A 23450-nucleotide genomic window follows, 5' to 3' on the forward strand; every position below is an offset into this window, starting at 1 on the left:
GGCCGGGGCCTCCGGCTTTCCCGTCCGCCGACCGGCTGCGGTCGGCTCGCGGCGGGCAGTACCCTTGATCGTCCGGCCGCCCCCGCGCTCGTGGCGATTCATCAGAAGAACCGGCGGGGGCCTTCGGGGCCTTCGGGGCCTTCGGCGCCGGCAGACGAAGCAGACGTAGCAGCTCCATCAGGAACCAGGTGAGGTGGCGCATGGTGTTCCCCGCCGGCGGCCGTGGCGGTGGGCCCGGCGGCCCCGACCGGGGCGGCGCCCGCAGCGAGGCCCCGACCGTCGTCATGCGCCCCACCCTGACCGGCCGGGCGCTGGTGCCCGCCCAGAGCGGCCCGGTCGAGATACCCGCCCTCGCCTGGTCCGGCGCCGAGTGGGAGGACGCCTACCAGCGGGTCCGGCTGGCCGGGCGCGCGTACGTCTGGCTCAACCTGGTCGAACAGCGACTGCGCGCCCTCGTCGACGAGGTGCTGTACCCCATCTACGCGCCCGCCCACGGCGAGGACTGGGTCACCGCCGCGGCCGGCCCCGCCGGCGAGGAGTGGGCCCACCGGGCCGGCGCCGTCCGCGAGGTCAGCCGGCGCAAGGGCTACCTGCTCGACCCCGCCGATGACGACCCGCTGGTCTTCCTCACCCTGCCCCAGCTGCGCGAGCTGATGGTCCAGCACTGGCCCTGCTTCGAGCCGTACCTCGCCGACCGCCGCGACATCGAGCTCGCCCTCGACGAACTGGAGGTCGCCCGGCACGTCGTCTCCCGCAACCGCGTCCTCACCCAGACCGTCCTCGCCCAGACCGAACGCGCCGCCGCCCGGCTGCTCGCCCTGCTGGACGGCGGCTCCGGCGGCGTCCCCGCCGACGTGGTCGAGTCGCTGGTGGCCGGCCGCTACGCGGACGTGGTCGCGGTGCACGCCGACCGGGTCCGCCTCCAGCGCGACCTCCCGGTCGAGGACCTGCTGGACGGCGCCCGTCGGCTCGACGCGCTCGGCATCGGCCTCGGCATGCTCTGCCAGAACTACACCGGCAAGCGCCTCGTCCGGCTCGCCACCGACGGCTGCCGGGTCAGGCTGCTCTTCCTCAACCCGGCCAGCAGCGCCGTCCGCCGCCGCGAGCGCGAACTCGGCCTCGGGCGCGGCGAACTGGCCCGCTCGATCGAGATGAACATCATGCACGTCCGCCGGGTCCGCGCCCGGCTGCGCGACCAGGGCGGCTTCGAGATCCGGGTCTTCGACGAGACCCCGCGCTTCACCGCCTACCTGGTCGAGGGCCCGCGCCCGGCCGGCCCGACCGGCGGCCCCCGCCGGCAGACCCGCGACCTCGGCGTCGTCCAGCCCTACCTGCGCCGGGCCCGCGGCATGGAGTCGCCCGCCCTGGTGCTGCGCGGCGGCGCCGGCCAGCAGCCGGGCGGCACGGACGCCGGGCTGCTGGAGGTCTACCGCGAGGAGTTCGAGGGGATCTGGGGGGACTCCCGGCCGGTCTCCTGACACCCGCCGGCCGCCTCGGCGGGGCGGGGCGCCGCGGCCGGAAAACCACCCGGATGAACAGCGCCCCCGCCCGGACCCTGCGGCCCGCCGAGACCACCGGCGTCGAACCCGTCGCCGGACTGCGCGCCGAGGTCTTGCGCCCCGACCTCGAGCGGCTCGGCCGCTACGACGGGCGACGGGTGCGTCAGCGGCTGCGGGACTCCGTCTCCACCGCTGGACACCGACCGGGCCGCCGCCCCGGGCCGCCGACGAGGCCCTCGCCTAGATGATCAATTCCAAGGGGTTCAGTGGTCGTAGGCAGTGAGCGTGCGCATGGTCGGCTGGCCAGTGCGGTCGTTGTGCCAGATCGCGGCGGTGAGCGCGAGGATGCGTTGCAGGACTCGGACGGCTACACCATTGGGGGTGCGGCCTCGGTGTCGTTCGAGGTCGAGCTGGCCCTTGAAGGTCTCGTTGACCGACTCGATGACCTGGCGCAGTGGCTTGAACAGCTGTGATCCGGCTCGCTGTGGCTCGCCCTTGCGGGTCGGCCGCAGGAGGCGGATGTCCATGTCGGCGAGCCGCTGTTCGAACTCTCGGCCGAAGTAGTTCTTGTCTCCGATCAGTGTCTGTCCCGGGTGCTCGGCGGTGAGACGGGGTTCGACGGCGAGCAGGTCGAGCAGGGTCTCGCGCTCGTCTGCCTTGGCCCCGGTGAGTGCGAACGCGATCGGCAGGCCGTGAAGGGTGCAGACCAGATGCAGCCGCAGGCCCCAGAAGTAGCGCGAATGGCTGGCGCAGTAGCCGTACTGGGCCCATCCGGCCAGGTCGGAGCGTTTGACGGTCTCTCGGGAGCGCCCGCACTCGACGGGCGTGGAGTCCGCCACCCACACGTCGTCGCTCCACAGTGTGGTGTCGCGGGCCAGTGCCCAGGTGACCCGGCGGATCAGTTCGGCGGCCTTGCGCAGCCGCTTGTTGTAGCCGGGCTGCTGGGGCAGGTACGGAAAGAGGTGGCGCAGGTGGGCGCCGGCGTGGCGCAGCCAGCGGGCCTCGGAGGTGAAACCGAGCATCGCCTGCATCATCGCCAGCGTTACCAGCTCGGCGTCGCCGAGCTGCGGCACGATGCCCACGGCCGGACGCTGCGGGGCGAATTGCGGCGAGTCCTTCAGCAGGTCGTCGGTCTTCACATAGAGTGCGGTCGCGAGGGTGTCCAGGTCGTTCGTCACAGACTGACCTTGGGCGCCCTCGCATCGTCCGCGCAGTCAGTGCGAGAACTTCGCTCAGCTGGGCGCGACAGGCTGTTCGAGGAGCTCGTCCGGTCCGTCGAATCCGCAGCGCCGGTACAGCGGCGCACTGCGCTCAGACGGCCACACGATCAACGTATCCAGGCCGTGAGCGCGCGCATAGCCGGTGGCCTCGTCGAGCAGGGCCCTGCCCAGACCGCGATTGCGCTGTTCAGGGGCGACGTAGAAGTTCGTCACGTAGCCCAGGGCGTCGGAACCCGGGTAGGGACTGGGGACCTTCTCCACGAGGCACACGAACACGTGACCACAGGGCCGACCGCCCACTTCCGCAACCCAGGCACGCCACGGCCCGACCATCCGGGAACGCAGCCACTGCTCGCACTCGGCAGTGAACTCCTCTTCGTTCCGCGGGACTTCATCTCCGCCGTCCTCCACCTTGAACCGCCAGCGCATGGCTGCCAGTGCGGTCGCGTCATCGGACTCGGCCCGACGGATAACAACGTCACTCATGACCAAACTCTCGCAGACCGATCCGCCGGAGCGAAACTGCCTACGACCGTTCAACGACCCCTTGGAATTGATCATCTAGGCCGGACGGACGGCAACCCGCGGGTATTCGGCCGATGGGCGGTCAGCCGGAGCGCGCGGGCGGGGCGGGGCGCGAGGGGCTTCAAGGACGGCATCGCGGACCCCGACACCGAGTCGGCCGCGCAGATGGACGAGCTGGTCTGGGCCGGCGAGGGCGGCGGTGAACCGCGCTGGGCGGTCGGCGGCAGCTACCAGGTGCTGCGGGCGAGCCGCTGGCCCGCTTCCTGAGGCCCACCGGCGGGGGCTACTTCTACGTCCTGCCCGGCGTCCGGGACGACGCCGACTGGCTCGGCCGGAGCCTGCTCACCGGGGCCTGAACCGGGCCGGCCGGCTGCGTCCGCCCGCCCCAGCGACCGCGTTGTCGGTGGGGCGGGCGATGATAGGGGCTGTTTCGACGAGCAGGACGGAAGGACACACCCCTATGAGCTGGTGGCAGCAGCCACTGGTCGGCTTCGACCTGGAGACCACGGGCACCGACCCGGCCGTGGACCGCATCGTCACGGCCGCCCTCGTGGACACCCTCGGAGCCCGCCGGCTGAGCGCCACCGACTGGCTGCTCGACCCGGGCGTCCCGATCCCCGCGGAGGCCGCGGCGATCCACGGCATCGGCGACGACGTCGCCCGCAGCAAGGGCCGCCCGGCCAAGGAGGCGGTGGACGAGATAGCCGCGGCCCTCTGCGAGCGGCTCGCCGCCGGCCGTCCCGTCGTCGCCTTCAACGCCCCCTTCGACCTCTCGCTGCTCGACGCCGAGCTGCGCCGGCACGGCCTGGCCCCGCTCGCCGAGCGCCTCGGCGGGCCGGTCACGCCGGTGCTCGACGCCCTGGTCATCGACCGGGCCGTCGACAAGTACCGCAAGGGCTCGCGCACTCTCCAGCGGGTCTGCGAGGTCTACGGCGTCGAGCTGACCGACGCCCACGAGGCCGGCAGCGACGCCCTCGCCGCCGTCCGGGTCGCCGTCGCCCTCGCCGAGCGCTACCCCACCGAGGTCGGCGCCGTCCCCCTCGCCGACCTCCACGCCCGCCAGATCGGCTGGTACCGCGACTGGGCGGAGGGGCTCCAGGCCTGGCTGCGCCGCGGCAAGGACCCGCAGGCCGTCATCGATCCGCGATGGCCGCTGCGCTGAGCCCTGTCCGGTTCGGGGGCGTGCCCCGGGTGGTGCGCCCCGGGTGGTGGTGGACCGGCGGACGGCCGGTCAGCAGAGTGCGTAGATGCAGTAGTGCTCGCTGCTCTCCACGAAGCAGTAGGTCGCGCCGCTCTCGGCGATTTCGATGTCGTTGCAGCCGGCATCGGCGCTGAGCAGCGACTGCCCGCCTCCGTGGCACGGGCGGCCCTTCTCCGTGGGCCGTGCCGCGCCCGGACGGCGCCGCACGATGAAGGGCGACGGAGCCCCGGCGCCGGCAGGCCCGCCGGCGCGGGCGGCGTCGGCCGCTCTGACCTGGCGGAAGGACTCGACGACCACGGACGCGTCCGCCGCCACGGCGAAGTCGTACAGTTCGTCACCGCCGGTGGTCCGTCGGCCGGTCGCGGTACGGCCACGGACGGCGGCCTCGTCCAGCCAGATGATCGGGTGATCGTCGCAGGGGCACGGGTCCGTCACGCAGACGCACGACTGGATCGGCACGCCACCGGCCGCGCGGAGCGGGTGGTCGTCGGAGACGTCGAGCGGCACACCGGTGAGGGTGGTGGTCGCCGCCCGGGTGAACGCCTTTGTTCGGGCACTTTCGTAACTGGCCATTGTCGCTCCCGGCTGAATTCGGCTTGGACGGACCATGCCGCAGACTGGCCGGCCTTGGTCGTTCGTCAACGAATTGAATGGGGAATCGCCTGGGACTGACCCGATCGGATCGTCATTTCACGGTAGCGCCGGGCCGTGCGGTCCGCCTCCCCGTGCGGTGCGCACCGGCCGGATGCGGCTCTGCCGCGCCGGCCGGGTGGCCTGCCGATCGGCGCCGGGCCGGCCGGGCCGTCGGGCTTGCACCTCACGCGACGTCAGGATCCATCATCGGGGTATGAGCATCGACCGCACATGGAAGGTCGGGGCGCTCGCCGAGGCGAGCGGACTGACCGTACGCACCTTGCACCACTGGGACCGGATCGGGCTGCTCGGCCCGTCCCGGCGGACCGCCGCCGGGCACCGTGAGTACACCGAACCGGACGTCGTCCGCCTCTACCAGGTCCTCGCGCTGCGGCGCCTCGGGCTCGGGCTGGAGACCATCGCCACCTGCCTGGACGTCGGGGTCGACCCCGTCCGGCTGGTGGGCGAGCACCTGGCCGGCGTCGAGGCGGCGATCGCCTCGCTGGAGGCCCTGCGGAGCCGGCTGGCCCGCGTCCACGACGAGCTGGCCGCCGAACGGGCCCCGGAGACCGCCACGTTGATCGGGGTGCTCCAGGCGATGGGCGGGGCGGGGCCGGAGGGCGGGCAGGCGCTGCGACGTCACCTCGACGAGGACCAGTTGCAGGCGCTGCAGGACCGGGCGGCCGCGCTGGGCCCGGCCGTCCACTATCTGGTGGAGGTCGAGTGGCCGGAGCTCTACCGCAGGGCCGAGGCGCTGCGCGTCGCCGGGGTGGAGCCGACGGCGGCGGAGGTGCGGAGGCTGGTGGCGCGGATGGACGAGCTGGGCCGGATGTTCAACGGTGGCGACTCCGGCCTCTCGGGCGCGGTGCGGGCCGCCTGGCACCACGAGCCGGCCGCGATGTCCGGCGATCCGACGGCCCCGGCCGACGCCTGGCACGACCTGACCGCCTACCTCGACCGCGCCCGAGCATGACCGCCCGTTCCCGGTCGACCGAATCCCGAGGAGTCTCCGTGAGCCGCCGCCTGCACATCGGCATCGCCCTGCTCGCCGTCCTGCCCGCCCTGCTCCCGGCCCTGCTGTTCGGCCGGCTCGTGCCGTGGACCGGCCTTCTGGCCCTCCTGCCAGCCTTCGGCGTGCAGGCGTTCATCACCTTCCGCCGGCTCGGCCGGCTCCGGAGGGGATGAGCCGGCGGAAGCCGGGGCGCCGGTGGTCGGGAGGTGAGGGGCGGGGCGTCGAGCAGGTCGGGCGCGAGGACGGGGGAGGCCGGCATCCGGTGCTCGACGGCGCCGCGCGGATGCCGGGCGGGGCTCCTGTGGCGGTGGGCTTGGCCGGCCGCACGGATGCGTCGGACGAACCGGTCAGCTCGCCGGGAAGTCGACGTGGTAGCCCTGGACGACCAGCCAGGGCAGCAGCTGCTTCAGCGCGGCGACGGTCTGGCTGCGGTCGCCGCCGCCGTCGTGCATCAGGACCACGCCGCCGGGCCTGAGTTGGCTCTTCACGGTGGAGACGATCGACGCGACGCCGGGGCGGGACCAGTCGCGCGGGTCGACGGACCAGCCGAGGGGGCGCAGGCCGAGGTCGGCGGCGATCCGCTGGTTGTCGGCGGTGAACCCGCCGCCGGGCGCGCGGAACCAGGAGACCTTGGTGCCCGGGCCGCCGGCCTGGACGATCATGTCCTTGCCCTCGGAGATCTCGTACACGGCCCGGTCGTGCGAGAGCGCGGCGAACGGCTGCGGGTGGTCGACGGTGTGATCGCAGAGCCGGTGGCCGCCGGCGACGATCCGCTTGACCAACGCCGGGTTGGCGGAGGCCTGTTGGCCGACCAGGCAGAACGTCGCCCGCACGCCGTACCGGGCGAGCAGGTCGAGGACCGGGCCGGTGGCCGGGCCGGGGCCGTCGTCGAAGGTGAGGGCGACCGTCCGGCCGCCGGAGGCCGTGGAGCTGACCACCGAGGTGGACACCCCGCTCGCGGGCGGCGGGGGCGGGGCCGGCGTCGTGGTGGGCGGACGGGTGGCCGGCGGGGTGGCCGGAGCGTGCGTCGGGCCCTGCGCGGGGCTCTGCGCCGGAGCGTGCGTCGGCGGCTTGGAGGTGCTCGGCGGCGGGGGCTTGGGCGCGGTCGGCTTCGGTGTGCCCGGTGTGCCGGGTTCGCTCGGCGCGACCGGCGTGGAGGAGGACGGCCCGGGCGAGGTGGGGCCGCCGGGGGAGGAGGCCGGGGCGGCGGGAGACGAAGCCGAGGGCGCCGGCGTGACCGGACCCGACGCGGTGACGCTCGGCTGCGGCTGGAGCGCGCCGTTGGCGGTGCCGCAGGCGGTCAGGCCCAGGGCGGCGGCCACCGCGATGCAGCCCGCGACCAGCGGTCGGCGGCGGTGACGGGCGGACGACGAGGCGCGCTGCGAGGTGGCGTGTTCGGGCATGTCTGCGGCTCCTCGGGTGCGGAGGTGATCCCGATCCCCTGGGTCAGGCCGTTTCGGGCTGACTGTCAGATAGGACGCCGATCCGACCACGCCCGGTTGCGCTCCACAAGGACGCCCGCGGGGACGCCCTCAAGGACACCCGCAAGGGCGCGGGCGAGGAGCCGCACAGCCGTCAGAACGGGTACCAGCGCACGTCCGTCGCCCCTGTGCGCAGCGACTCCACCCGGCGGCGGAACTCGGCGAGCGCGGCCGGGTTGCCCGGCGCCTGCTGCGCCACCCAGGAGGCGCTGGCCGTCTCCCGGGCGCCGCGCAGCACCGCGAAACCGGACCACTCCCGGACGTCCCAGCCGTACCCCGCGGTGAACGCCCCGTACTCCTCGGCCGGGACGCCGTACCGGTCGTGGCTGAGCGCCAGCACGACCAGGTCGTGCTCGCGCAGGTCGTGCGAGACGTTCTCCAGGTCGAGCAGGACGGGCCCGTCCGGGCCGACGTGCACGTTGCGCGGCAGCGCGTCGCCGTGGATCACACCGGCCGGCAGGTGCGGGGGGAGGTCGGGCAGGGCGGCCGCGAAGGCGTCCCGGCGGTGGCGCAGGAAGGCGACGTCGGCCGGGTCGACGTGCCCTTCGGCGGAGGCGAGCCAGCGCTCGACCGGGGCGAGGAGGTCACGGCGGTCGAGCGGGAAGGGCGGTGGGGGGAGCCGGTGCAGGGCGCGCAGCAGCGGCGCGAGGTCGGCGGGCCGGGCCGGCCGGACGGCGGGTGCGAGCCGGTGCCAGAAGGTGACGGGGTGTCCGTGGGCGATCTGCGGCTCGGGCGGCACGCCGTCGTAGGGGCGGACCACGGGGACACCCCGGCCGGCCAGCCAGTGGGCGACGGCGAGTTCGTGGTGCGCGCGCTCGTACAGCTCGGGGCCGCGGCCGACCTTGGCGACCACGGCCGGGTCGCCGAGGTCGAAGACGGCGTTCTCGCCGAGGGCGAGCAGCCGGGCGTCGCCGGGGCCGGGCAGGCCGGCGGACTCACAGGCGTGGGCGAGCAGCAGCCGGGCGCGGCCCTCCTCGAAGGGGAGCATGGCGGACTCCGTTCCGTGGTGGCGGGGAGGGCGGGTCCGGTGGCACGTGCCGGGCCCTGCGGGACGGTGATCATTCTGGCAAACGCGGGCCGGGCCCCGCGTGATGCGGGGCCCGGCCCTGATGCGTCGTCGTACTGCCGCGGGATCAGACGGCGATCCGGCGGTGGCGGGCGCCGTCGGTGGCGGGCGCCGGCGCGGCCGGGCCGTGGGCGCCGACCGGCGGGAAGGACTCGCCGTGCGAGAGGTCGGGCAGCCACCGCAGCCAGGACGGCAGGTACCAGTTGCGCTCGCCGAGCAGGGTCATCACCGAGGGCAGCAGCACCGCGCGGATGAGCGTCGCGTCGATCAGCACGGCGACCGCCAGGCCGACGCCCATCTGCTTCATCGCCTGCATCGAGAGGGTGCCGAAGACCGCGAACACCGCCACCATGATCACCGCGGCGCTGGTGACCACCCCGGCCGTGGAGCGGATGCCGTGCGCGATGGCGGTCCGGGTCGGCAGGCCCCGGTCGCGGCCCTCCTTGATCCGGGAGACGACGAAGACGTGGTAGTCCATCGAGAGGCCGAAGAGGATCACGAAGAGGAAGAGCGGCACCCAGGACTCGACCGCGCCGACCCCGGCGGTGCCCATCAGCGAGGCGCCCACGCCGTGCTGGAAGACCAGCGTCAGCACCCCGTAGGCGGCGCCGACCGAGAGCAGGTTGAGCACCACGGCGGTGGCGGCGACGGCCAGGGAGCGGAACGAGGTGAGCATCAGCAGGAAGGCGAAGGCCACCACGAAGCCGAAGACCAGCGGCATCGAGCCGGTCATCTTCTCGTTGAAGTCGTACGAGCCGGCGGTGCGCCCGGTGACCGGGGCCTCGGTGCCGGCCACCCGGAGCACGGTGGCGGGGACGATCTCGGTGCGCAGGGTCTTCAGGGCGGCGTTGCTGGTCGCGTCGTTGCCGCTGCCGTTGAGCGGGATGTCGACGGTGGCGATGTTCTTGTCGGGGTGGACGGTGACCTCCACCGGGCCGTGCATCCGCCCGCTGGCCAGCGCCTTCTCCTTGAGGCCGGCGATGGCGGCGGTCATCGCCGGGGAGTCGATGTCGGCGGCCTTGATCACCACGGTGGCGGGTGCCGGGCTGCCGGGGAAGGCCGCCTCGATCTTCTGCGAGGCGGCGACCAGCGCGTTGCCCTCGGGCAGTTGCTGCTGGAACGTGAGGTTGGCGGTGTGCATGGTGACCAGCGGTGCGGCCAGGCCGACCAGCAGCGCGCCGGCCAGGACGGTGGCGGCGAGCGGGCGGCGCAGCACCGGGGTGAGGATCGCGTTCCAGACCCGGCCGCCGGAGGGGGCGGTGTCGGCGCGGCGCAGCTCGGCGAGGAAGGGGACGCGGCCCTTCTCGACCCGGTCGCCGAGCATCGAGAGCAGCGCGGGCAGCACGGTGAGCGAACCGAGCACCGCGGTGACGACGACCACGATGGTGGCGTAGGACATGGCCTGGAACTCGGCGATACCGGTGAGGAACATGCCGGCCATGGCGACCACCACGGTGACGCCGGAGACCAGGACGGCCCGGCCGCTGGTGGCGGCGGCGATCCTCAGCGCCGTCTCCAGGTCCCGCCCGGCGGCCCGCTCCTCGCGCTCGCGGCGCAGGTAGAAGAGGCAGTAGTCGACGCCGACGGCGAGGCCGACCAGCAGCATCACCGAGCTGGCGTTGTTGCTGGTGTGCAGGAACCCGCTGCTCAGCGCGACCAGTCCGCCGGCCGCGACGAAGGCGGTGATGGCGAGCACGACGGGCAGGACGGCGGCGACCAGTGCGCCGAAGGCGACCAGCAGGATGCCGAGGGCGAGCGGCACGGCCGTCCACTCGGCGCGGGCGAAGTCGTCGGAGAACTGCTCGTCGATCCACTTGCCGGAGCTGGCGTCGCCGAGCTCGACCACGGTGAGGCCGGGGTGCTGCTTCTGCACGGCGGCGACGGCGTCCAGGACGGCCGGGACGTTCTTGACGGCGTCCTCGTGCTCCCCCGTGAGCGTCAGCTGGACGAGCGCCGAGTGGCCGTCCGGCGAGACCGCCCGGGTGTCGTAGGGGGAGCGGACGTCGGCGGCCTTGCCGGTGGCGCCGACGCCGGTGATCACCTGCTCGACGGCGGCCCGGAAGGCCGGGTCGTCGGCGGCGAGCGTGGCACTCTGGACCAGGACGGTCTCGCTCGCCGGGGACTTCAGCCCGGCGTCGTCGAGGATCCTGGCCGCGCGGGAGACCTGGCCCGGCATCGCCTCGGACTCCTTGACCTCGGTACTGCCGTGCACGCCGCCGAGGCAGGCGGCGAGGACGACGAAGAGCAGCCAGCCGAAGACGGCCGTCTTTCTGTGCCGGGCGCTCCAGGCGCCCATGGCGGCAGCTGTGCCGAGCCTGGTCTTCACGGGAATCCCCCTGGGAGAGCGGCGGTGGCCGGCCGAGAGGTCGGGCGGGTCGCCGGTATCGGGCGCCGGCTGTGGGTCCGGCGTCTCAACCGACAGTAGAAAAGGGGAGGTTGGCGGGGTATCCGGCTGGCGGGGGAGTTCTCCCTGGGGTCTGCCCGGGGGGAGGGGTGGGGTTATCCCTACCGGGGAACCCTGACTTCTCCTCCTTGGGGCCGGGTACGACGTCCACCCTGAGGGGGAGCTGTCTCCACCCCGAGCACGAGGTCAAGAGGCCAGGCGGCGGGTCAAGATGGTGTGGGGCGCCGATGGGCGTTCCCCGAGGGGGTCGGCTTTACGGGGGCCGCTTGCCGGGCGGCAAGCAAGTACTCGTAGGATGATGTCCTCAGACTCACTTACCTGCCGACCGGCTAGGGGCGGGCCTCGTCGCCATGCCCTGCCGGTCCTCCGTCGCCCGACGTCCCGTCCCCCAAGGGCTGGCGGTGAACCATGCCCAGGAGGCATCACGAGCATGTTCCACCGACTAGGACAATTTGTCGTCCGCCGCGCCTGGTGGGTGATCGCGGCGTGGGTCGTCGCGATGATCGCGATCGTGGCCACGGCGCCGAAGATCACCGCGCAGACCGACGAGGCTTCCTTCCTCCCGAAGCACTACGAGTCCATCCAGGCCTCGGCGCTCCAGGAGAAGGCGTTCCCGGCCAGCTTCACGCCCTCCGCCCTGGCGCTCTTCGAGCGCAACGACGGCGGCGCGATGAACGACGCCGACAAGGCCGCGATGGCCAAGATCGTCCAGGGCCTCACGGACAAGAAGATCAAGAACGTCGAGACGATCATCCCGGTCGGCGAGCAGACGACGTCCAAGGACGGCAAGTACGCGCTCGCGCCGATCGCGATCGACAAGAAGACGCAGCAGTCCGACGAGTTCGGCGAGACCGCCAAGAACCTCCGCGAGGAGGGCAAGTCGCTCGCCTCGGGGACCGACCTGAAGTTCCAGCTCGGTGGCGCCGCCGCTCAGGCCCTGGACCAGAAGGAGTCCTCCGGCTCCGCCGACGCCCTCATCGCGATGTCGACGGTCGTCCTGGTCGCGCTCATCGTCGGGATCATCTTCCGCAGCATCCTGGCCGGATTCCTGCCGATCCTGATCTCGCTGGCCGTCGCCATGCCGACGTCCAACGGCGTGATCGCCTACGCGACCAAGGCCTTCGGCCTGGAGAGCACCCCGGTGCTCTCGGCGATCCTGATCGTCGTCGTGCTCGGCGTCGGCACCGACTACTTCCTCTTCCTGGCGTTCCGCTACCGCGAGCGGCTGCGAGCCGGTGACGAGCGCAAGGAGGCCGTGGCCAACGCGGTCGGCCGGGTCGGCGAGGCCATCGCCTCGGCGGCCGGAGCCGTCACCGTCGCCTTCGCGGTGCTGATCCTCTCCAGCCTCGGCATGTTCAAGGCGCTCGGCCCGGCCCTGGCCATCGCCGTGGTCGTCACCGCGTTCGCCGCGCTCACCCTGGCCCCGGCCGTGCTCACGGTCATCCCGGCGCGCGCCGTGTTCTGGCCGGGCAAGAAGTGGATGAACGAGCCCGGCAACGCACGCTTCGCCGCGCTCGGCCGCATGGTCGAGAAGCGCCCGGGCATGGTCGCCCTGGCCTCCGGCGGCGTGCTGCTGGCGCTGTCGGCCGGCGCCCTCGGCTACAGCGGCACCTTCGACCTCGCGGGCAGCTCCATGCCCAAGGACAAGGAGTCGATGGTCGTCCAGGACAAGCTGATGAACGGCTTCTCGGCCGGCGCGGCCGACCCGAGCCACGTCTACCTGACGAGCAACAGCAGCGCCAAGCTCGACCCGGCCAAGTTCGAGGCCTACGCCGCCAAGCTCAGCGGGGTGGCCGGGGTTTCGCCGGTGGCGGCGAAGCCTCAGCTCAGCGAGGACGGCCGGACGGCCGACTTCACCGTCCTGCTCAAGAACGAGCCGGCGAGCAACGCCGCGATCGACTCGGTCACCGACCTGCGGGACGTCGCACACGGCGAGGCGCCGGCCGGCACGGAGGCGAAGGTCGGCGGTCTGACCGCCGTCTACAAGGACATCAACCTCGCGATGACCCACGACTACAAGCTGGTCTTCCCGATCGCGGGTCTGCTGATCCTGCTGATCCTGGGCCTCCAGCTGCGCAGCGTGGTCGCCCCCTGGTACCTGATGGCCTCGGTCGGCCTCGGCTTCTCGGCCACCCTCGGTGCCGCCACGCTGCTCTTCCAGAAGCTGGGCAGCGAGTCCGGCCTGATGTTCATGCTGCCGATCCTCATCTACCTCTTCGTGGTGGCGATCGGGACGGACTACAACATCCTGATCATCGCGCGTCTGCGGGAGGAGGCCCGCGCGGGCCGCAACCCGCGTGAGGCGGCCCGTGAGGCGCTGCGCCACGGCGGCCCGACCGTCGCGGCGGCCGGGTTCATCCTGGCGGCGTCGTTCGCGACCTTCATGCTCGCGGGCAACGTCTTCATGCTGGAGTTCGGCTTCGCGATGGCCTTCGGCATCTTCCTGGCGGCCTTCGTGATGGCGCTCTTCTTCACCCCGGCGCTCACCGCGCTGATCGGCCGCGCCGCCTGGTGGCCCGGCCACGGCGCCGACGACCAGCACCAGTCCGGCCCCACCCCGGTGGCCGGTCCGCATGGTGTGCCGGAGCCGGCCGGACGGCACTGACCGTCCCCGGTGCACGGCAGGCACGCGGCGTCCGCTCCGGCGGGCGCCGCTTGCCCCTTTCCGTGCGGCGGCAAACGTGACGTGGTCGGCAAAAAGTCCCCGGTCAATCGGGGTGCCCTCGTGCTACAGTCGGAGCAGTTGCAGTTTTGGTTCCCATGAACGTTTGTGTGCGCCTGCTGGTTCAACCCAACAGGCGCATTTGTTTTGTCCGGTGTTTCAGTCTCCGGATGGGGATCGCGGCTACTTGGGGTTCACGAGGTGTGGACCCTGATGCCCCAGTTTTATGAGGAGACGGTTATGGCTACCGGCACCGTGAAGTGGTTCAACAGCGAAAAGGGCTTCGGCTTCATCGAGCAGGACGGTGGCGGCGCTGACGTGTTCGCCCACTACTCGAACATCAACGCCCAGGGCTTCCGTGAGCTCGTCGAGGGCCAGAAGGTCGAGTTCGACGTCACGCAGGGCCAGAAGGGCCCGCAGGCCGAGAACATCCGCGTCATCTGAGTCCGGCTTCCGAGCTGACTCGCGATCTCGCGTAGCGAGGGCCCGTACCGCACGGTGCGGGCCCTCGCGCATGCCGCCGAACGGCCGGGGCGGCGAACTCCATCCCGACGGCCGACCAGCCCCGACAGGGGCTGTGCCTTCCATCGGACGGAGACTCCGTGACCACCCCTGCCCGCTCGCCCCGTGACGGCGACCGCACCCGCAAGCCCCGCAGCCGCAACGGCGGCGCCCCCCGCGCCACCGGTGGAGCCCGCGGTGACGCCCCCCGTGGCCAGCGCCGCAACGCCCCGCGTTCCGCGGCCCAGGCGCCCGCCGACTTCACCGTCGTCGAGGGCACCCCGGCCCGCCCGCCGGCGGCGAGCTTCGCCGAGCTGGAACTGCCCAAGGGCATCCTGAACGCGCTCACCCGCGAGGGCGTCACCGAGCCGTTCCCGATCCAGGCCGCCACCCTGCCGGACTCCATCGCCGGCCGCGACGTGCTCGGCCGCGGCCGCACCGGCTCCGGCAAGACGCTCGCCTTCGGCCTCTCGCTGCTCGCCCGCACCGCCGGCAAGCGCGCCGACGCCCGGCACCCGCTGGCGCTCATCCTGACGCCCACCCGCGAGCTGGCCCAGCAGGTCACCGAGGCGCTCACCCCGTACGCGACCGCCGTCAACCTGCGGATCGCCACCGTCGTCGGCGGCATGTCGATCACCCGCCAGGCCAACGCCGTGCGCCGCGGCGCCGAGGTGCTGGTGGCCACCCCGGGCCGGCTGGACGACCTGATCAACCGGGGCGACGTCGTGCTCTCGGACGTGGCCATCACCGTCCTCGACGAGGCCGACCAGATGGCCGACATGGGCTTCCTGCCGCAGGTCACCAAGCTGCTGGAGCAGGTCGCCGAGGGCGGTCAGCGGATGCTGTTCTCCGCCACCCTGGACCGCAACGTGGACCGCCTGGTCAAGCGCTTCCTGACCGACCCGGTGACCCACTCGGTCGACCCGTCGGCCGGCGCGGTCACCACCATGGACCACCACGTGCTCCAGCTGGACCCGGCCGACAAGGCCTCCGCCACCGCGCACATCGCCTCCCGCGACGGCCGGCTGATCATGTTCGTGCACACCAAGCACGGCGCCGACCGCCTCGCCAAGCAACTGCTGGCCAACGGCGTGAAGGCCGCCGCGCTGCACGGCGGCAAGTCCCAGCCGCAGCGCAACCGGGTGCTCGACCAGTTCCGCGACGGCCACGTGACCGCGCTGATCGCCACCAACGTCGCCGCCCGCGGCATCCACATCGACGGCCTCGACATGGTCGTCAACGTCGACCCGCCGATCGACCACAAGGACTACCTGCACCGCGGCGGCCGCACCGCCCGGGCCGGCGAGTCCGGCACCGTCGTCACCCTGGTCCTGCCCGACCAGCGGCGCGAGGTCAGCCGGCTGATGACGGTGGCCGGCATCCGCCCGACCACCACCAAGATCCGCCCGGGTGACGCCGAGCTGAGCCGGATCACCGGCGCCCGCACGCCCAGCGGCGTGCCCGTCAGCGTGGCCGTCCCGGCGCCGGCCGCGGCGCCCGCCGCCGAGGGCAAGGCGGCCGGCAACGGCGCGCCCCGCCGCCGGCCCGGCAAGCGCTCCGGCCTGCCCACCGACGTGGACATGAACGGCAACCCGCGCCGCCCCCGCCCGAAGCAGCGCATCGGCGGTGCCGGCGGCGGTCAGGGCGGCGGCGGCACCCGCCAGGCCGCCGGGTTCATCGGCCGCTCCTCGGGGCGTGCCACGCCCGGCTCCGGCACCAAGTCCGGCTCCAACTACGGCACCGGCCGCCAGCGCCGCAAGGCCGACTGACGCCGAGCACCGAACGCCGGGCGACCGGCTTCGAACGACGGCCCGGCTCCCCCTCGCGGGGGGAGCCGGGCCGTCCGCCGTTCCGCCGCCACGCCCCCGCCGCCGGGCCCCGGCGCCCCGCCTCCCGCGCGGCGGCTGGCCCACTGCGCCCGCAGCCGCCCGATCAGCCGCGCTCGGCGTAGGCCGACCGCAGCTCCGCCAGCAGCCGCCGGGCGTGCTCCTCCCAGCCGACGACCCGGGCCCGGTGGACCGGATCGGTGAACACCACCCAGGCCGCGTTGCACTCCTCCGGCGGTCGGCGGGAGAACCCGAACAGCGCCTCCGCGCCCGGGTTCCAGGCCCGGACGTCCCAGTCGGCGTCCAGGACGACGGCCGGCGCGGGCCACTGGGCGTCCTGGACCACACGTGAGCCGCGGGCGGCCCTGCGGCGGTGCCGGGCCCGCGTTCAGGCGGTGAGCGCGGGGAGCACCCGGGCGCGGGCGCGCGCGTCGTCGTAGCGCTCCAGCAGCAGCTCGGCCACCTCGGGGGCGGCGCCGAGGACGGCCGCCAGCAGGTCGGCGCCGGCGGCGGCCCCGGCGATGCGGTCGGGGAGGAGGCCGGGGGCCAGGAGGTAGGGGGCGACGGCCACGGTGCGGGCGCCGGTGGCGCGCAGGGCGGCGACGGCGTCGGGGACGCGGGGGCCGGCGGCGGAGGCATACGCGACCTCGACGCCGGCCCAGCCGCGGGTGCGCCGCCACTCGGCGGCGACGGCGCGGGTGGCGGCGTCGGCGGCCGGGTCGGAGGAGCCGGCCGCGGCGAGGACGACGCCGGTGCGGGCACGGACGGCGGGGGAGGCGAGGTCGAGCCCGGCCTCGGCGAGGCGGCGGTCCAGTGCGGCGAGCAGCAGCGGGGACGGGCCGAGGACATCGGCGACCGGAAGGCCGGCGCCGGTCGCACGCAGGGCGGCGGGGATGTCGTGCTTGGCGTGGAAGGCCCGGTTGAGCAGCAGCGGGACGGCCACGGCGGCGGAGAGCCGGGAGACCACCTGCGGGATCCGCGGGGCGCAGTGGTCCAGGTAGGCGGTGGCGACGTCCAGCCCGGGCCGCAGCGCCCGCACCCGGGCGACCAGGGCGGCCACCGTCGCGGCGTGGCGGGGGTCGCGGCTGCCGTGGGCGATCAGCAGCAGGGCGGGACCGCCCGCCGCCACCGGGGTGGCGGGGGCGACGGACAGCCGGCCTTCGTGCACGGTGGGAGCCTTACTTGACGGCGGCGAGCAGGCCGCGGTTGCGCAGGACCCGGCGCTCGACCGGGGTGAAGACGAGCAGTTCGATGGCGATGCCGACGAACAGGATGAGGATGATGCCGAGCAGCACACCCGCCATGTCGGAGAACTCGCGCTGGTTCTCCAGGTACCGGCCGAGGCCGAGGCCCAGGTCGGGGGAGGAGGCGACCAGTTCGGCGGCCATCAGCGAGCGCCAGGAGAACGCCCAGCCCTGCTTGAGGCCGGCCAGGTAGCCGGGCAGCGCGGCCGGCAGCAGGATGTGCCGGGCGCCCGCGAGGCCGGTGGCGCCGATGGTCCGCCCGGCGCGCAGGAACAGCGGCGGCACCTGGTCGATGCCGGCCACCAGGCCGTTGGCGATGGACGGGACGGCGCCGAGCAGGATGACCGCGTACATCATCGAGTCGTTGATGCCGAGCCAGATGACCGCGGCCGGCACCCAGGCGACCGAGGGCAGCGACTGGAGTCCGGAGAGGACGGGGCCGAGCGCGGCCCGCACCGGCTTGACCCTGGCGACCAGCAGGCCGATCGGGGTGCCGATGACGAGCGCTATCAGGAAGCCGGACAGGCCGCGCCAGACGCTGGTCCAGATGATCGAGAACAGCGTGCCGGCGGTCCAGAGGTCCCCGGCGGCGTTCCAGACGTCGGTCGGACTGGGCAGCTTGTAGGCGCTGGTGAGGTGCAGGCTGTAGGCGCCCTGCCAGAGGGCGAGCACCAGGACCACGCCGAGCAGCGGCGGCAGCGCCTTCTGCCGGAACACCTCGGCGGTGGAGCTGCGCTGCGCGGAGACGGTGTCCAGCGCGTCCAGGCCGGCGCCGACGTCGGCGGTGTCGGACGCGGGGCTCTTCTCGAGGACGGGGGTGGTGTCAGTGCTGGCCATGGCGACGGATCTCCCCACGCAGTTCTTCGGTGATCTCGATGGACAGGTCGGCGACGCCGGAGGACTCGATCCGGCGCGGCTGCGGCAGGTCGATCCGCCACTCACGGGCGACCCGGCCCGGGCGGGAGGAGAGCAGCACCACGCGCTGGGCGAGCCGGACGGCCTCCCGCACGTTGTGTGTGACGAACAGGACGGAGAGCTTGCGTTCGGCCCAGATCCGGGTGATCTCGTCGTGCAGGACGTCCCGGGTGATGGCGTCGAGCGCGGCGAACGGCTCGTCCATGAGCAGCACCGAACCGCCCTGGGCGAGCGCGCGGGCCATAGCGACGCGCTGGCGCATGCCGCCGGAGAGCTCGTGCACGCGCTTGCCGTAGGAGCCCTGGAGGCGGACCAGTTCGAGCAGCCGCTCGGCCTCGGCCCGGCGCTCGGGGCGGGGGACGCCGGCGAGCTTGAGGGCGAGTTCGATGTTCTTGCCGGCCGTGAGCCAGGGGAACAGCGCGTGCTCCTGGAACATCAGCGCGGGACGACCCCCGGTCACCTCGATCGTGCCGCGGGTGGGCTTGTCGAGGTCGGCGACCAGGTTGAGCAGGGTGGACTTACCGCAGCCCGAGGCGCCGAGCAGCGTGACGAACTCGCCGGGCGCGACGTCGAGGGTGATGTCGTCCAGGACGTGCGTCTGCGCGCCGGGACGGCCGAAGGACTTGTGCACGTGCGAGATCCGGACGGCGGGCGAGCCGCCGCGGGTGCCGACGCCGGCGGCGTCGTCCGAGGTGGTCAGTGCCGGGGTCATCCGGACACCTCCTGCATCTGGGGGCACCTCCCAGCCGGAGGCCGGGGGCGGTCATGGGCTCCTCCGGCCGGTCGGCGGGCCAGGAGGGAGGGTGGCGGGGTTCGGGGCCGGGGTCCGGGCCCCGCCCGTCCCGTGTGCTTGGGGCATCGATCGGGCATCGACCGGGCGGGCGGGGGTCCGGACCGCGGAGCTCGGGTGTGGGCCGTGCGGTACGACCGCTGCTACTTGGCGCCGAGGCCGGCGTCCGCCACGGGGCTCTGGCCCTTGGCCGCGAGCACCTTGTTGAGCAGCGTGAGGTCGTAGATGCCGTTCAGGTTCGCCCCCGCGCCAGCGGTACTGGATTTGGGCAGCTTGAGCAGACCCGCCGTGACGGCGTGGTCGGCCTCGGCCTGCAGGGTGGAGGCCAGCGGGTCGTCCAGGAAGTCGATGTCCTGCCAGGCCGGGTCGAGGACGGCCGGCTCCAGCGCGTTGCCGGCCTCCTTCTTGATGGCCTCGTTGGCGTCGGCCTTGGCCTTGTCCGGGTTGGCCTTGATGAAGGCGTTGGTGTTCACCGAGCCGCGCAGCACGGCCTCCACCACGTCCGGGTGCTCACCGAGGAACTTCTGCGAGACGATGATGTTGGTGATCACGAACTTCTTGTCCGGCCAGACGTCCTTCTCGTTGAGCAGGACCTTCGCGCCGAGGGTGACCAGCTTGGACGCGGTGGGCTCGGGCACCCAGGCACCGTCGATCGAGCCCTGCTTGTAGGCGTCCGGGGTGACCTTGTTGTCGGTGCGCACCACGCTCACGTCGCCGGCGCCGGACGAGGGATCGACCTTGTAGCCCTTGCCGGCCAGGTAGTTGAGGAGCGCCACGTCCTGGGTGTTGCCCAGCTGCGGGGTGGCGATCTTCTTGCCCTTGAGGTCGTCCAGGGTGGCGATCTTGTCCGGGTTGACCACCAGCTTCACGCCGCCGGAGGCCGAACCGCTGATGATCTTCAGCGACTTGCCCTCGGACTTGGTGAAGCCGTTGATCGCCGGGGAGGGGCCGATCCAGCCGATGTCGATGGAGCCGGCGTTCAGCGCCTCGATCTCGGCCGGGCCCGCGTTGAAGACCTGGGTCTTGACCTGGGTGGCGCCCAGTTCCTTCTGGAACAGGCCCTCCTGGAGGCCGACCAGCGGGGTGCCGTGGGTCAGGTTGGCGAAGTAGCCGATCCTGACCGTGTCGGCGGAGAGCTTCGCGCCGGAGGCGGAATCACCGGCCGCGGCCGCCGTCGCGGCCTTCTTGTCGTCGCTCTTCGAGCCGTAGCCGCAGGCCGAGAGCAGCGCCACGGCGGTGAGGCCGGCCACGGCGGCCGCGGCGGAGCGTCTGATCCGGCCGGCGGCGGGGCTTGCGGGGCTATGGAGGAGTGCCTGGTTCGGTGCCATGGGCGGAGTCCTGTTCACGGACGGACCGTCAGAAGGCGGTCTCGGGAGGGAGATCGGTCAAGGCGGTGCTTGCGGCATCGGGGGATGCCGGGCAAGCCGGGCGGCGTCGCTGTGCCTGCTGTGGGGAGGGACAGCGGCCGGCCCGGTGACGGGGCTGCGTGTCAGCCCCGTCGGCCCACACATCGCGTCAGGCCGCCCTGGCCGCTGCCGAGGACGCCGCTGCCGATGCGGCCGCCTTCCTTGTCCATGCCCGAGAACGCCTCGCTGGGCATCAGACCCAGTCCTCCTCGTCGGGGTCGGTGGTGCGTACGGTCTCGAAGGCCTCGCCCGCCATGCCGGCGGTGAGGGTGGTGCCGTCGGCCGGGTCGATCAGCAGGAACGAGCCGGTGCGGCGGTTGTCGGAGTAGCCGTCGAGTGCCAGCGGCTCGGCGGTGCGCAGCACCACGTGGCCGATGTCGTTGACGTTCAACCCCTCGGGGGCGGAACGCTGTTCGAGGCCCCTGTCGCTGACCGGCGCGGTGATGTCGATCCGGTAGCTGATCTCCTTGACCAGTGCGCGCACGGTGCGGGTGGTGTGCTTGAGCAGGACCTTGTCGCCGGTGCGCAGCGGGCGCTCGCTGAGGTGGCTGACGGTGGCCTCGATGTCCTTGGTGGGCAGCGTGGCGGGGCCGGCCGCGATCAGGTCGCCGCGGGAGATGTCGATGTCGTCGGCGAGGCGGACGGTGACCGACTGGGGGGCCCAGGCGATGTCCGTTTCCCGGCCGAGTGCGTCGATGCCGGCGACGGTGGTGGTGTGGCCGGAGGGCAGCACCGTCACCGGGTCGCCGACGCGCAGCACGCCGGAGGCCAACTGGCCCGCGTAGCCGCGGTAGTCGGGGTGCTCGTCGGTCTGCGGGCGGATCACGTACTGGACGGGGAAGCGGGCCGGCTCGGCGCTCGGGTCGGTGCCGACCGGCACCGTCTCCAGGTGCTCCAGCAGGGTCGGGCCGCCGTACCAGTCCATGTGGGCGGAGGGTTCGACCACGTTGTCGCCGGCGAGGGCCGAGATCGGGACGGCCACCACGTCCCTGACGCCGAGCGAGGCGGCGTAGGCGGTGAACTCCTCGGCGATGGCGGCGAAGACGGGCTCCGCGTACTCGACCAGGTCCATCTTGTTGACGGCCAGCACCACGTGCGGCACGCGCAGCAGCGCGGCGACGGCGGCGTGGCGGCGCGTCTGCTCGACCACGCCGTTGCGGGCGTCGACCAGGACGACGGCCAGCTCGGCGGTGGAGGCGCCGGTCACCATGTTGCGGGTGTACTGCACGTGCCCGGGGGTGTCGGCGAGGATGAACCGCCGCCGGGGGGTGGCGAAGTAGCGGTAGGCGACGTCGATGGTGATGCCCTGCTCGCGTTCGGCGCGCAGGCCGTCGGTGAGCAGTGCGAGGTCGGGTGTCTCCTGGCCGCGGCTGAGGGAGGCGCGTTCGACGGCCTCCAGCTGGTCGGCCAGCACGGACTTGGAGTCGTGCAGCAGGCGGCCGACCAGGGTGGACTTGCCGTCGTCGACGGAGCCGGCGGTGGCGAAGCGCAGCAGGGAGGTGGCGCTGGTCTCGGTGGTGGTGCTCATTTAGAAGTATCCCTCGCGCTTGCGGTCTTCCATCGCGGCCTCGGAGAGCTTGTCGTCGGCCCGGGTGGCGCCGCGTTCGGTGAGGCGGCTGGCGGCGATCTCGGCGATGACGGCCTGGATGTCGGTGGCGTCGGAGTCGACCGCTCCGGTGCAGGACATGTCGCCGACCGTGCGGTAGCGGATCAGGCGCCGCTGGACCGGCTCGCTCTCCTTGGGGCCGCCCCACTCGCCGGCGGTCAGCCACATGCCGTCGCGGGAGAAGACGTCGCGCTCGTGCGCGTAGTAGATCTCCGGGAGCTCGATGCCCTCGCGCTCGATGTACTGCCAGACGTCCAGCTCGGTCCAGTTGGAGAGCGGGAAGACGCGCACGTGCTCGCCGGCGGCGTGGCGGCCGTTGTAGAGCGACCAGAGCTCGGGGCGCTGGCGGCGGGGGTCCCAGGCGCCGAACTCGTCGCGCAGGGAGAAGACGCGCTCCTTGGCGCGGGCCTTCTCCTCGTCGCGGCGGCCGCCGCCGAACACCGCGTCGAACTTGTGGGACTCGATGGCGTCGAGCAGGGGCACGGTCTGCAGCGGGTTGCGGGTGCCGTCGGGGCGCTCGCGCAGCCGGCCGTCGTCGATGAAGTCCTGGACGTGGGCGACGTGCAGGCGCAGGTTGTGCCTCGCCGCGACCCGGTCGCGGTACTCGATGACCTCGGGGAAGTTGTGGCCGGTGTCGACGTGCAGCAGCGAGAAGGGGACGGCGGCCGGCCAGAAGGCCTTGAGCGCCAGGTGCAGCATGACGATGGAGTCCTTGCCGCCGGAGAAGAGGATCACCGGACGCTCGAACTCCCCCGCGACCTCACGGAAGATGTGCACCGACTCGGCCTCGAGCGCGTCCAGGTGGGACAGCGCGAAAGGGTTCTCCTGAGTCGGGATCAGGCTGTCGGTCGCGGTGGTCATGCGAGACCCCTCTCGGTCAGGAAGGCGTGCAGCTCGGCGGCGCTCTCGGCCACCTCGCGGCCCTGGGTCTGCAGTCGCAGCTCCGGCTCCGCGGGGGCCTCGTACGGGTCGTCCACGCCGGTCAGGCCGGAGAGTTCGCCGGCCGCCTGCTTGGCGTAGAGCCCCTTGACGTCGCGCTCGGCGCAGAGCTCGACCGGGGTGGCGACGTGGATCTCCAGGAACTCGGTGCCGTGGGCGGTGTGCCGGTCGCGGACCGCCGCGCGGGAGTCCGCGTAGGGGGCGATCACCGGGGCGAGCACCTTGACGCCGTTGGCGGCGAGCTTCTCGGCGACGAAGCCGATCCGGGTGACGTTGGTGTGCCGGTCCTCGCGGGTGAAGCCGAGCCCCTTGGAGAGGAACTCGCGGATCTCGTCGCCGTCCAGGACCTCGACCCTGTGGCCCTCGGCGCGCAGCCGCTCGGCCAGGGCGAAGGCGAGCGTGGTCTTGCCGGCGCTCGGCAGCCCGGTCAGCCACACGGTGGCGCCGCGCTCGCAGGGGGCGGCCGCGGGGGCCGCCACAGCATCTGCGACGGAGCCGCGGCGGCTCACGGTGGTGGTGG

The 23450-nt window shown here is 73.1% G+C and carries 21 protein-coding genes; 7 read left to right on the forward strand and 14 right to left on the reverse strand.

Features of this window, described 5'->3' with window-relative positions:
• The first annotated feature begins 200 nt into the window (after positions 1-200).
• Positions 201-1478, forward strand: a complete 1278-nt coding sequence (locus OG286_RS29115; protein WP_396319264.1) for an SAV2148 family HEPN domain-containing protein — start codon at positions 201-203, stop codon at positions 1476-1478.
• 284 nt (positions 1479-1762) lie between these two features.
• Here the strand turns inward: OG286_RS29115 and OG286_RS29120 are convergent, their stop codons facing one another.
• The gene (locus OG286_RS29120; protein WP_396326178.1) at positions 1763-2677 is read right to left on the reverse strand and encodes an IS982 family transposase; all 915 of its coding nucleotides are present in this window, start codon (positions 2675-2677) and stop codon (positions 1763-1765) included.
• Positions 2678-2731: 54 nt separating this feature from the next.
• Positions 2732-3205 carry a GNAT family N-acetyltransferase gene (locus tag OG286_RS29125; RefSeq protein ID WP_396326177.1) on the reverse strand — a complete coding sequence of 158 codons (474 nt, stop codon included), beginning with the start codon at positions 3203-3205 and terminating at the stop codon, positions 2732-2734.
• Between the two features lie 499 nt (positions 3206-3704).
• On the opposite strand from OG286_RS29125, the gene OG286_RS29130 reads away from it, so the two are divergent.
• A complete protein-coding gene (locus OG286_RS29130) occupies positions 3705-4406 on the forward strand; it encodes an exonuclease domain-containing protein (RefSeq protein WP_396319262.1) in 702 nt (233 codons plus the stop codon).
• 69 nt (positions 4407-4475) lie between these two features.
• Here the strand turns inward: OG286_RS29130 and OG286_RS29135 are convergent, their stop codons facing one another.
• A complete protein-coding gene (locus tag OG286_RS29135) occupies positions 4476-5018 on the reverse strand; it encodes a hypothetical protein (RefSeq protein ID WP_396319261.1) in 543 nt (180 codons plus the stop codon).
• Positions 5019-5292: 274 nt separating this feature from the next.
• On the opposite strand from OG286_RS29135, the gene OG286_RS29140 reads away from it, so the two are divergent.
• Positions 5293-6051, forward strand: a complete 759-nt coding sequence (locus OG286_RS29140) for a MerR family transcriptional regulator (protein ID WP_396319260.1) — start codon at positions 5293-5295, stop codon at positions 6049-6051.
• 38 nt (positions 6052-6089) lie between these two features.
• Complete coding sequence (locus OG286_RS29145; RefSeq protein ID WP_396319259.1) at positions 6090-6263, forward strand: hypothetical protein; 174 nt, start codon at positions 6090-6092, stop codon at positions 6261-6263.
• 174 nt (positions 6264-6437) lie between these two features.
• Here OG286_RS29145 and OG286_RS29150 read toward each other — a convergent pair whose 3' ends face one another.
• From OG286_RS29150 to OG286_RS29160, 3 genes are all read right to left on the reverse strand, one after another.
• Complete coding sequence (locus OG286_RS29150) at positions 6438-7493, reverse strand: polysaccharide deacetylase family protein (RefSeq protein WP_396319258.1); 1056 nt, start codon at positions 7491-7493, stop codon at positions 6438-6440.
• 172 nt (positions 7494-7665) lie between these two features.
• Positions 7666-8559, reverse strand: a complete 894-nt coding sequence (locus OG286_RS29155) for a phosphotransferase enzyme family protein (protein WP_396319257.1) — start codon at positions 8557-8559, stop codon at positions 7666-7668.
• Between the two features lie 145 nt (positions 8560-8704).
• Positions 8705-10933 carry an MMPL family transporter gene (locus tag OG286_RS29160; protein ID WP_396319640.1) on the reverse strand — a complete coding sequence of 743 codons (2229 nt, stop codon included), beginning with the start codon at positions 10931-10933 and terminating at the stop codon, positions 8705-8707.
• A 538-nt stretch (positions 10934-11471) separates the two neighbouring features.
• Here OG286_RS29160 and OG286_RS29165 point away from each other — a divergent pair.
• The 3 genes from OG286_RS29165 to OG286_RS29175 all read left to right on the forward strand — a co-directional run bounded on the left by OG286_RS29165 (position 11472) and on the right by OG286_RS29175 (position 15973).
• Positions 11472-13646, forward strand: coding sequence for an MMPL family transporter (locus OG286_RS29165; protein WP_396319256.1), 2175 nt, complete (start codon positions 11472-11474; stop codon positions 13644-13646).
• 297 nt (positions 13647-13943) lie between these two features.
• On the forward strand, positions 13944-14147 hold the full coding sequence (locus OG286_RS29170) for a cold-shock protein (protein ID WP_148645627.1): 204 nt from the start codon (positions 13944-13946) through the stop codon (positions 14145-14147).
• 158 nt (positions 14148-14305) lie between these two features.
• Positions 14306-15973: a DEAD/DEAH box helicase gene (locus OG286_RS29175; protein ID WP_396319255.1), complete on the forward strand. Its 1668-nt coding sequence runs from the start codon at positions 14306-14308 to the stop codon at positions 15971-15973.
• A 163-nt stretch (positions 15974-16136) separates the two neighbouring features.
• Here OG286_RS29175 and OG286_RS29180 read toward each other — a convergent pair whose 3' ends face one another.
• The 8 genes from OG286_RS29180 to cysC all read right to left on the reverse strand — a co-directional run bounded on the left by OG286_RS29180 (position 16137) and on the right by cysC (position 23409).
• Entirely contained in the window at positions 16137-16376 is a 240-nt protein-coding gene (locus tag OG286_RS29180; protein ID WP_396319254.1) for a hypothetical protein, read from the reverse strand.
• A 42-nt stretch (positions 16377-16418) separates the two neighbouring features.
• On the reverse strand, positions 16419-17198 hold the full coding sequence (locus OG286_RS29185) for a sirohydrochlorin chelatase (protein ID WP_396319253.1): 780 nt from the start codon (positions 17196-17198) through the stop codon (positions 16419-16421).
• A gap of 10 nt (positions 17199-17208) precedes the next feature.
• Positions 17209-18111 carry an ABC transporter permease gene (locus OG286_RS29190; protein WP_396319252.1) on the reverse strand — a complete coding sequence of 301 codons (903 nt, stop codon included), beginning with the start codon at positions 18109-18111 and terminating at the stop codon, positions 17209-17211.
• Positions 18098-18901, reverse strand: a complete 804-nt coding sequence (locus tag OG286_RS29195) for an ABC transporter ATP-binding protein (protein WP_396319251.1) — start codon at positions 18899-18901, stop codon at positions 18098-18100. Before OG286_RS29195 ends, OG286_RS29190 begins: the two co-directional genes overlap by 14 nt.
• A gap of 221 nt (positions 18902-19122) precedes the next feature.
• The gene (locus tag OG286_RS29200) at positions 19123-20307 is read right to left on the reverse strand and encodes an aliphatic sulfonate ABC transporter substrate-binding protein (protein ID WP_396319250.1); all 1185 of its coding nucleotides are present in this window, start codon (positions 20305-20307) and stop codon (positions 19123-19125) included.
• 271 nt (positions 20308-20578) lie between these two features.
• Positions 20579-21913, reverse strand: coding sequence for a sulfate adenylyltransferase subunit 1 (locus OG286_RS29205; protein WP_396319249.1), 1335 nt, complete (start codon positions 21911-21913; stop codon positions 20579-20581).
• Positions 21914-22852, reverse strand: a complete 939-nt coding sequence (gene cysD, locus OG286_RS29210; protein WP_396319248.1) for a sulfate adenylyltransferase subunit CysD — start codon at positions 22850-22852, stop codon at positions 21914-21916.
• Positions 22849-23409 carry an adenylyl-sulfate kinase gene (cysC, locus tag OG286_RS29215; RefSeq protein ID WP_396319639.1) on the reverse strand — a complete coding sequence of 187 codons (561 nt, stop codon included), beginning with the start codon at positions 23407-23409 and terminating at the stop codon, positions 22849-22851. Before cysC ends, cysD begins: the two co-directional genes overlap by 4 nt.
• Between the last annotated feature and the right edge of the window lie 41 nt (positions 23410-23450).

The sequence above is a fragment of the Kitasatospora sp. NBC_00039 genome (genome assembly GCF_045160625.1).
Classification (GTDB): domain Bacteria; phylum Actinomycetota; class Actinomycetes; order Streptomycetales; family Streptomycetaceae; genus Kitasatospora.

Excerpts from the sequence above, each read along its gene's own strand:
- OG286_RS29115 (WP_396319264.1), top strand. The coding sequence starts at position 201 with ATGGTGTTCCCCGCCGGCGGCCGTGGCGGTGGGCCCGGCGGCCCCGAC.
- OG286_RS29125 (WP_396326177.1), bottom strand. The coding sequence starts at position 3,205 with ATGAGTGACGTTGTTATCCGTCGGGCCGAGTCCGATGACGCGACCGCA.
- OG286_RS29130 (WP_396319262.1), top strand. The coding sequence starts at position 3,705 with ATGAGCTGGTGGCAGCAGCCACTGGTCGGCTTCGACCTGGAGACCACG.
- OG286_RS29135 (WP_396319261.1), bottom strand. The coding sequence starts at position 5,018 with ATGGCCAGTTACGAAAGTGCCCGAACAAAGGCGTTCACCCGGGCGGCG.
- OG286_RS29140 (WP_396319260.1), top strand. The coding sequence starts at position 5,293 with ATGAGCATCGACCGCACATGGAAGGTCGGGGCGCTCGCCGAGGCGAGC.
- OG286_RS29150 (WP_396319258.1), bottom strand. The coding sequence starts at position 7,493 with ATGCCCGAACACGCCACCTCGCAGCGCGCCTCGTCGTCCGCCCGTCAC.
- OG286_RS29155 (WP_396319257.1), bottom strand. The coding sequence starts at position 8,559 with ATGCTCCCCTTCGAGGAGGGCCGCGCCCGGCTGCTGCTCGCCCACGCC.
- OG286_RS29160 (WP_396319640.1), bottom strand. The coding sequence starts at position 10,933 with ATGGGCGCCTGGAGCGCCCGGCACAGAAAGACGGCCGTCTTCGGCTGG.
- OG286_RS29165 (WP_396319256.1), top strand. The coding sequence starts at position 11,472 with ATGTTCCACCGACTAGGACAATTTGTCGTCCGCCGCGCCTGGTGGGTG.
- OG286_RS29170 (WP_148645627.1), top strand. The coding sequence starts at position 13,944 with ATGGCTACCGGCACCGTGAAGTGGTTCAACAGCGAAAAGGGCTTCGGC.
- OG286_RS29190 (WP_396319252.1), bottom strand. The coding sequence starts at position 18,111 with ATGGCCAGCACTGACACCACCCCCGTCCTCGAGAAGAGCCCCGCGTCC.
- OG286_RS29195 (WP_396319251.1), bottom strand. The coding sequence starts at position 18,901 with ATGACCCCGGCACTGACCACCTCGGACGACGCCGCCGGCGTCGGCACC.
- OG286_RS29200 (WP_396319250.1), bottom strand. The coding sequence starts at position 20,307 with ATGGCACCGAACCAGGCACTCCTCCATAGCCCCGCAAGCCCCGCCGCC.
- OG286_RS29205 (WP_396319249.1), bottom strand. The coding sequence starts at position 21,913 with ATGAGCACCACCACCGAGACCAGCGCCACCTCCCTGCTGCGCTTCGCC.
- cysD (WP_396319248.1), bottom strand. The coding sequence starts at position 22,852 with ATGACCACCGCGACCGACAGCCTGATCCCGACTCAGGAGAACCCTTTC.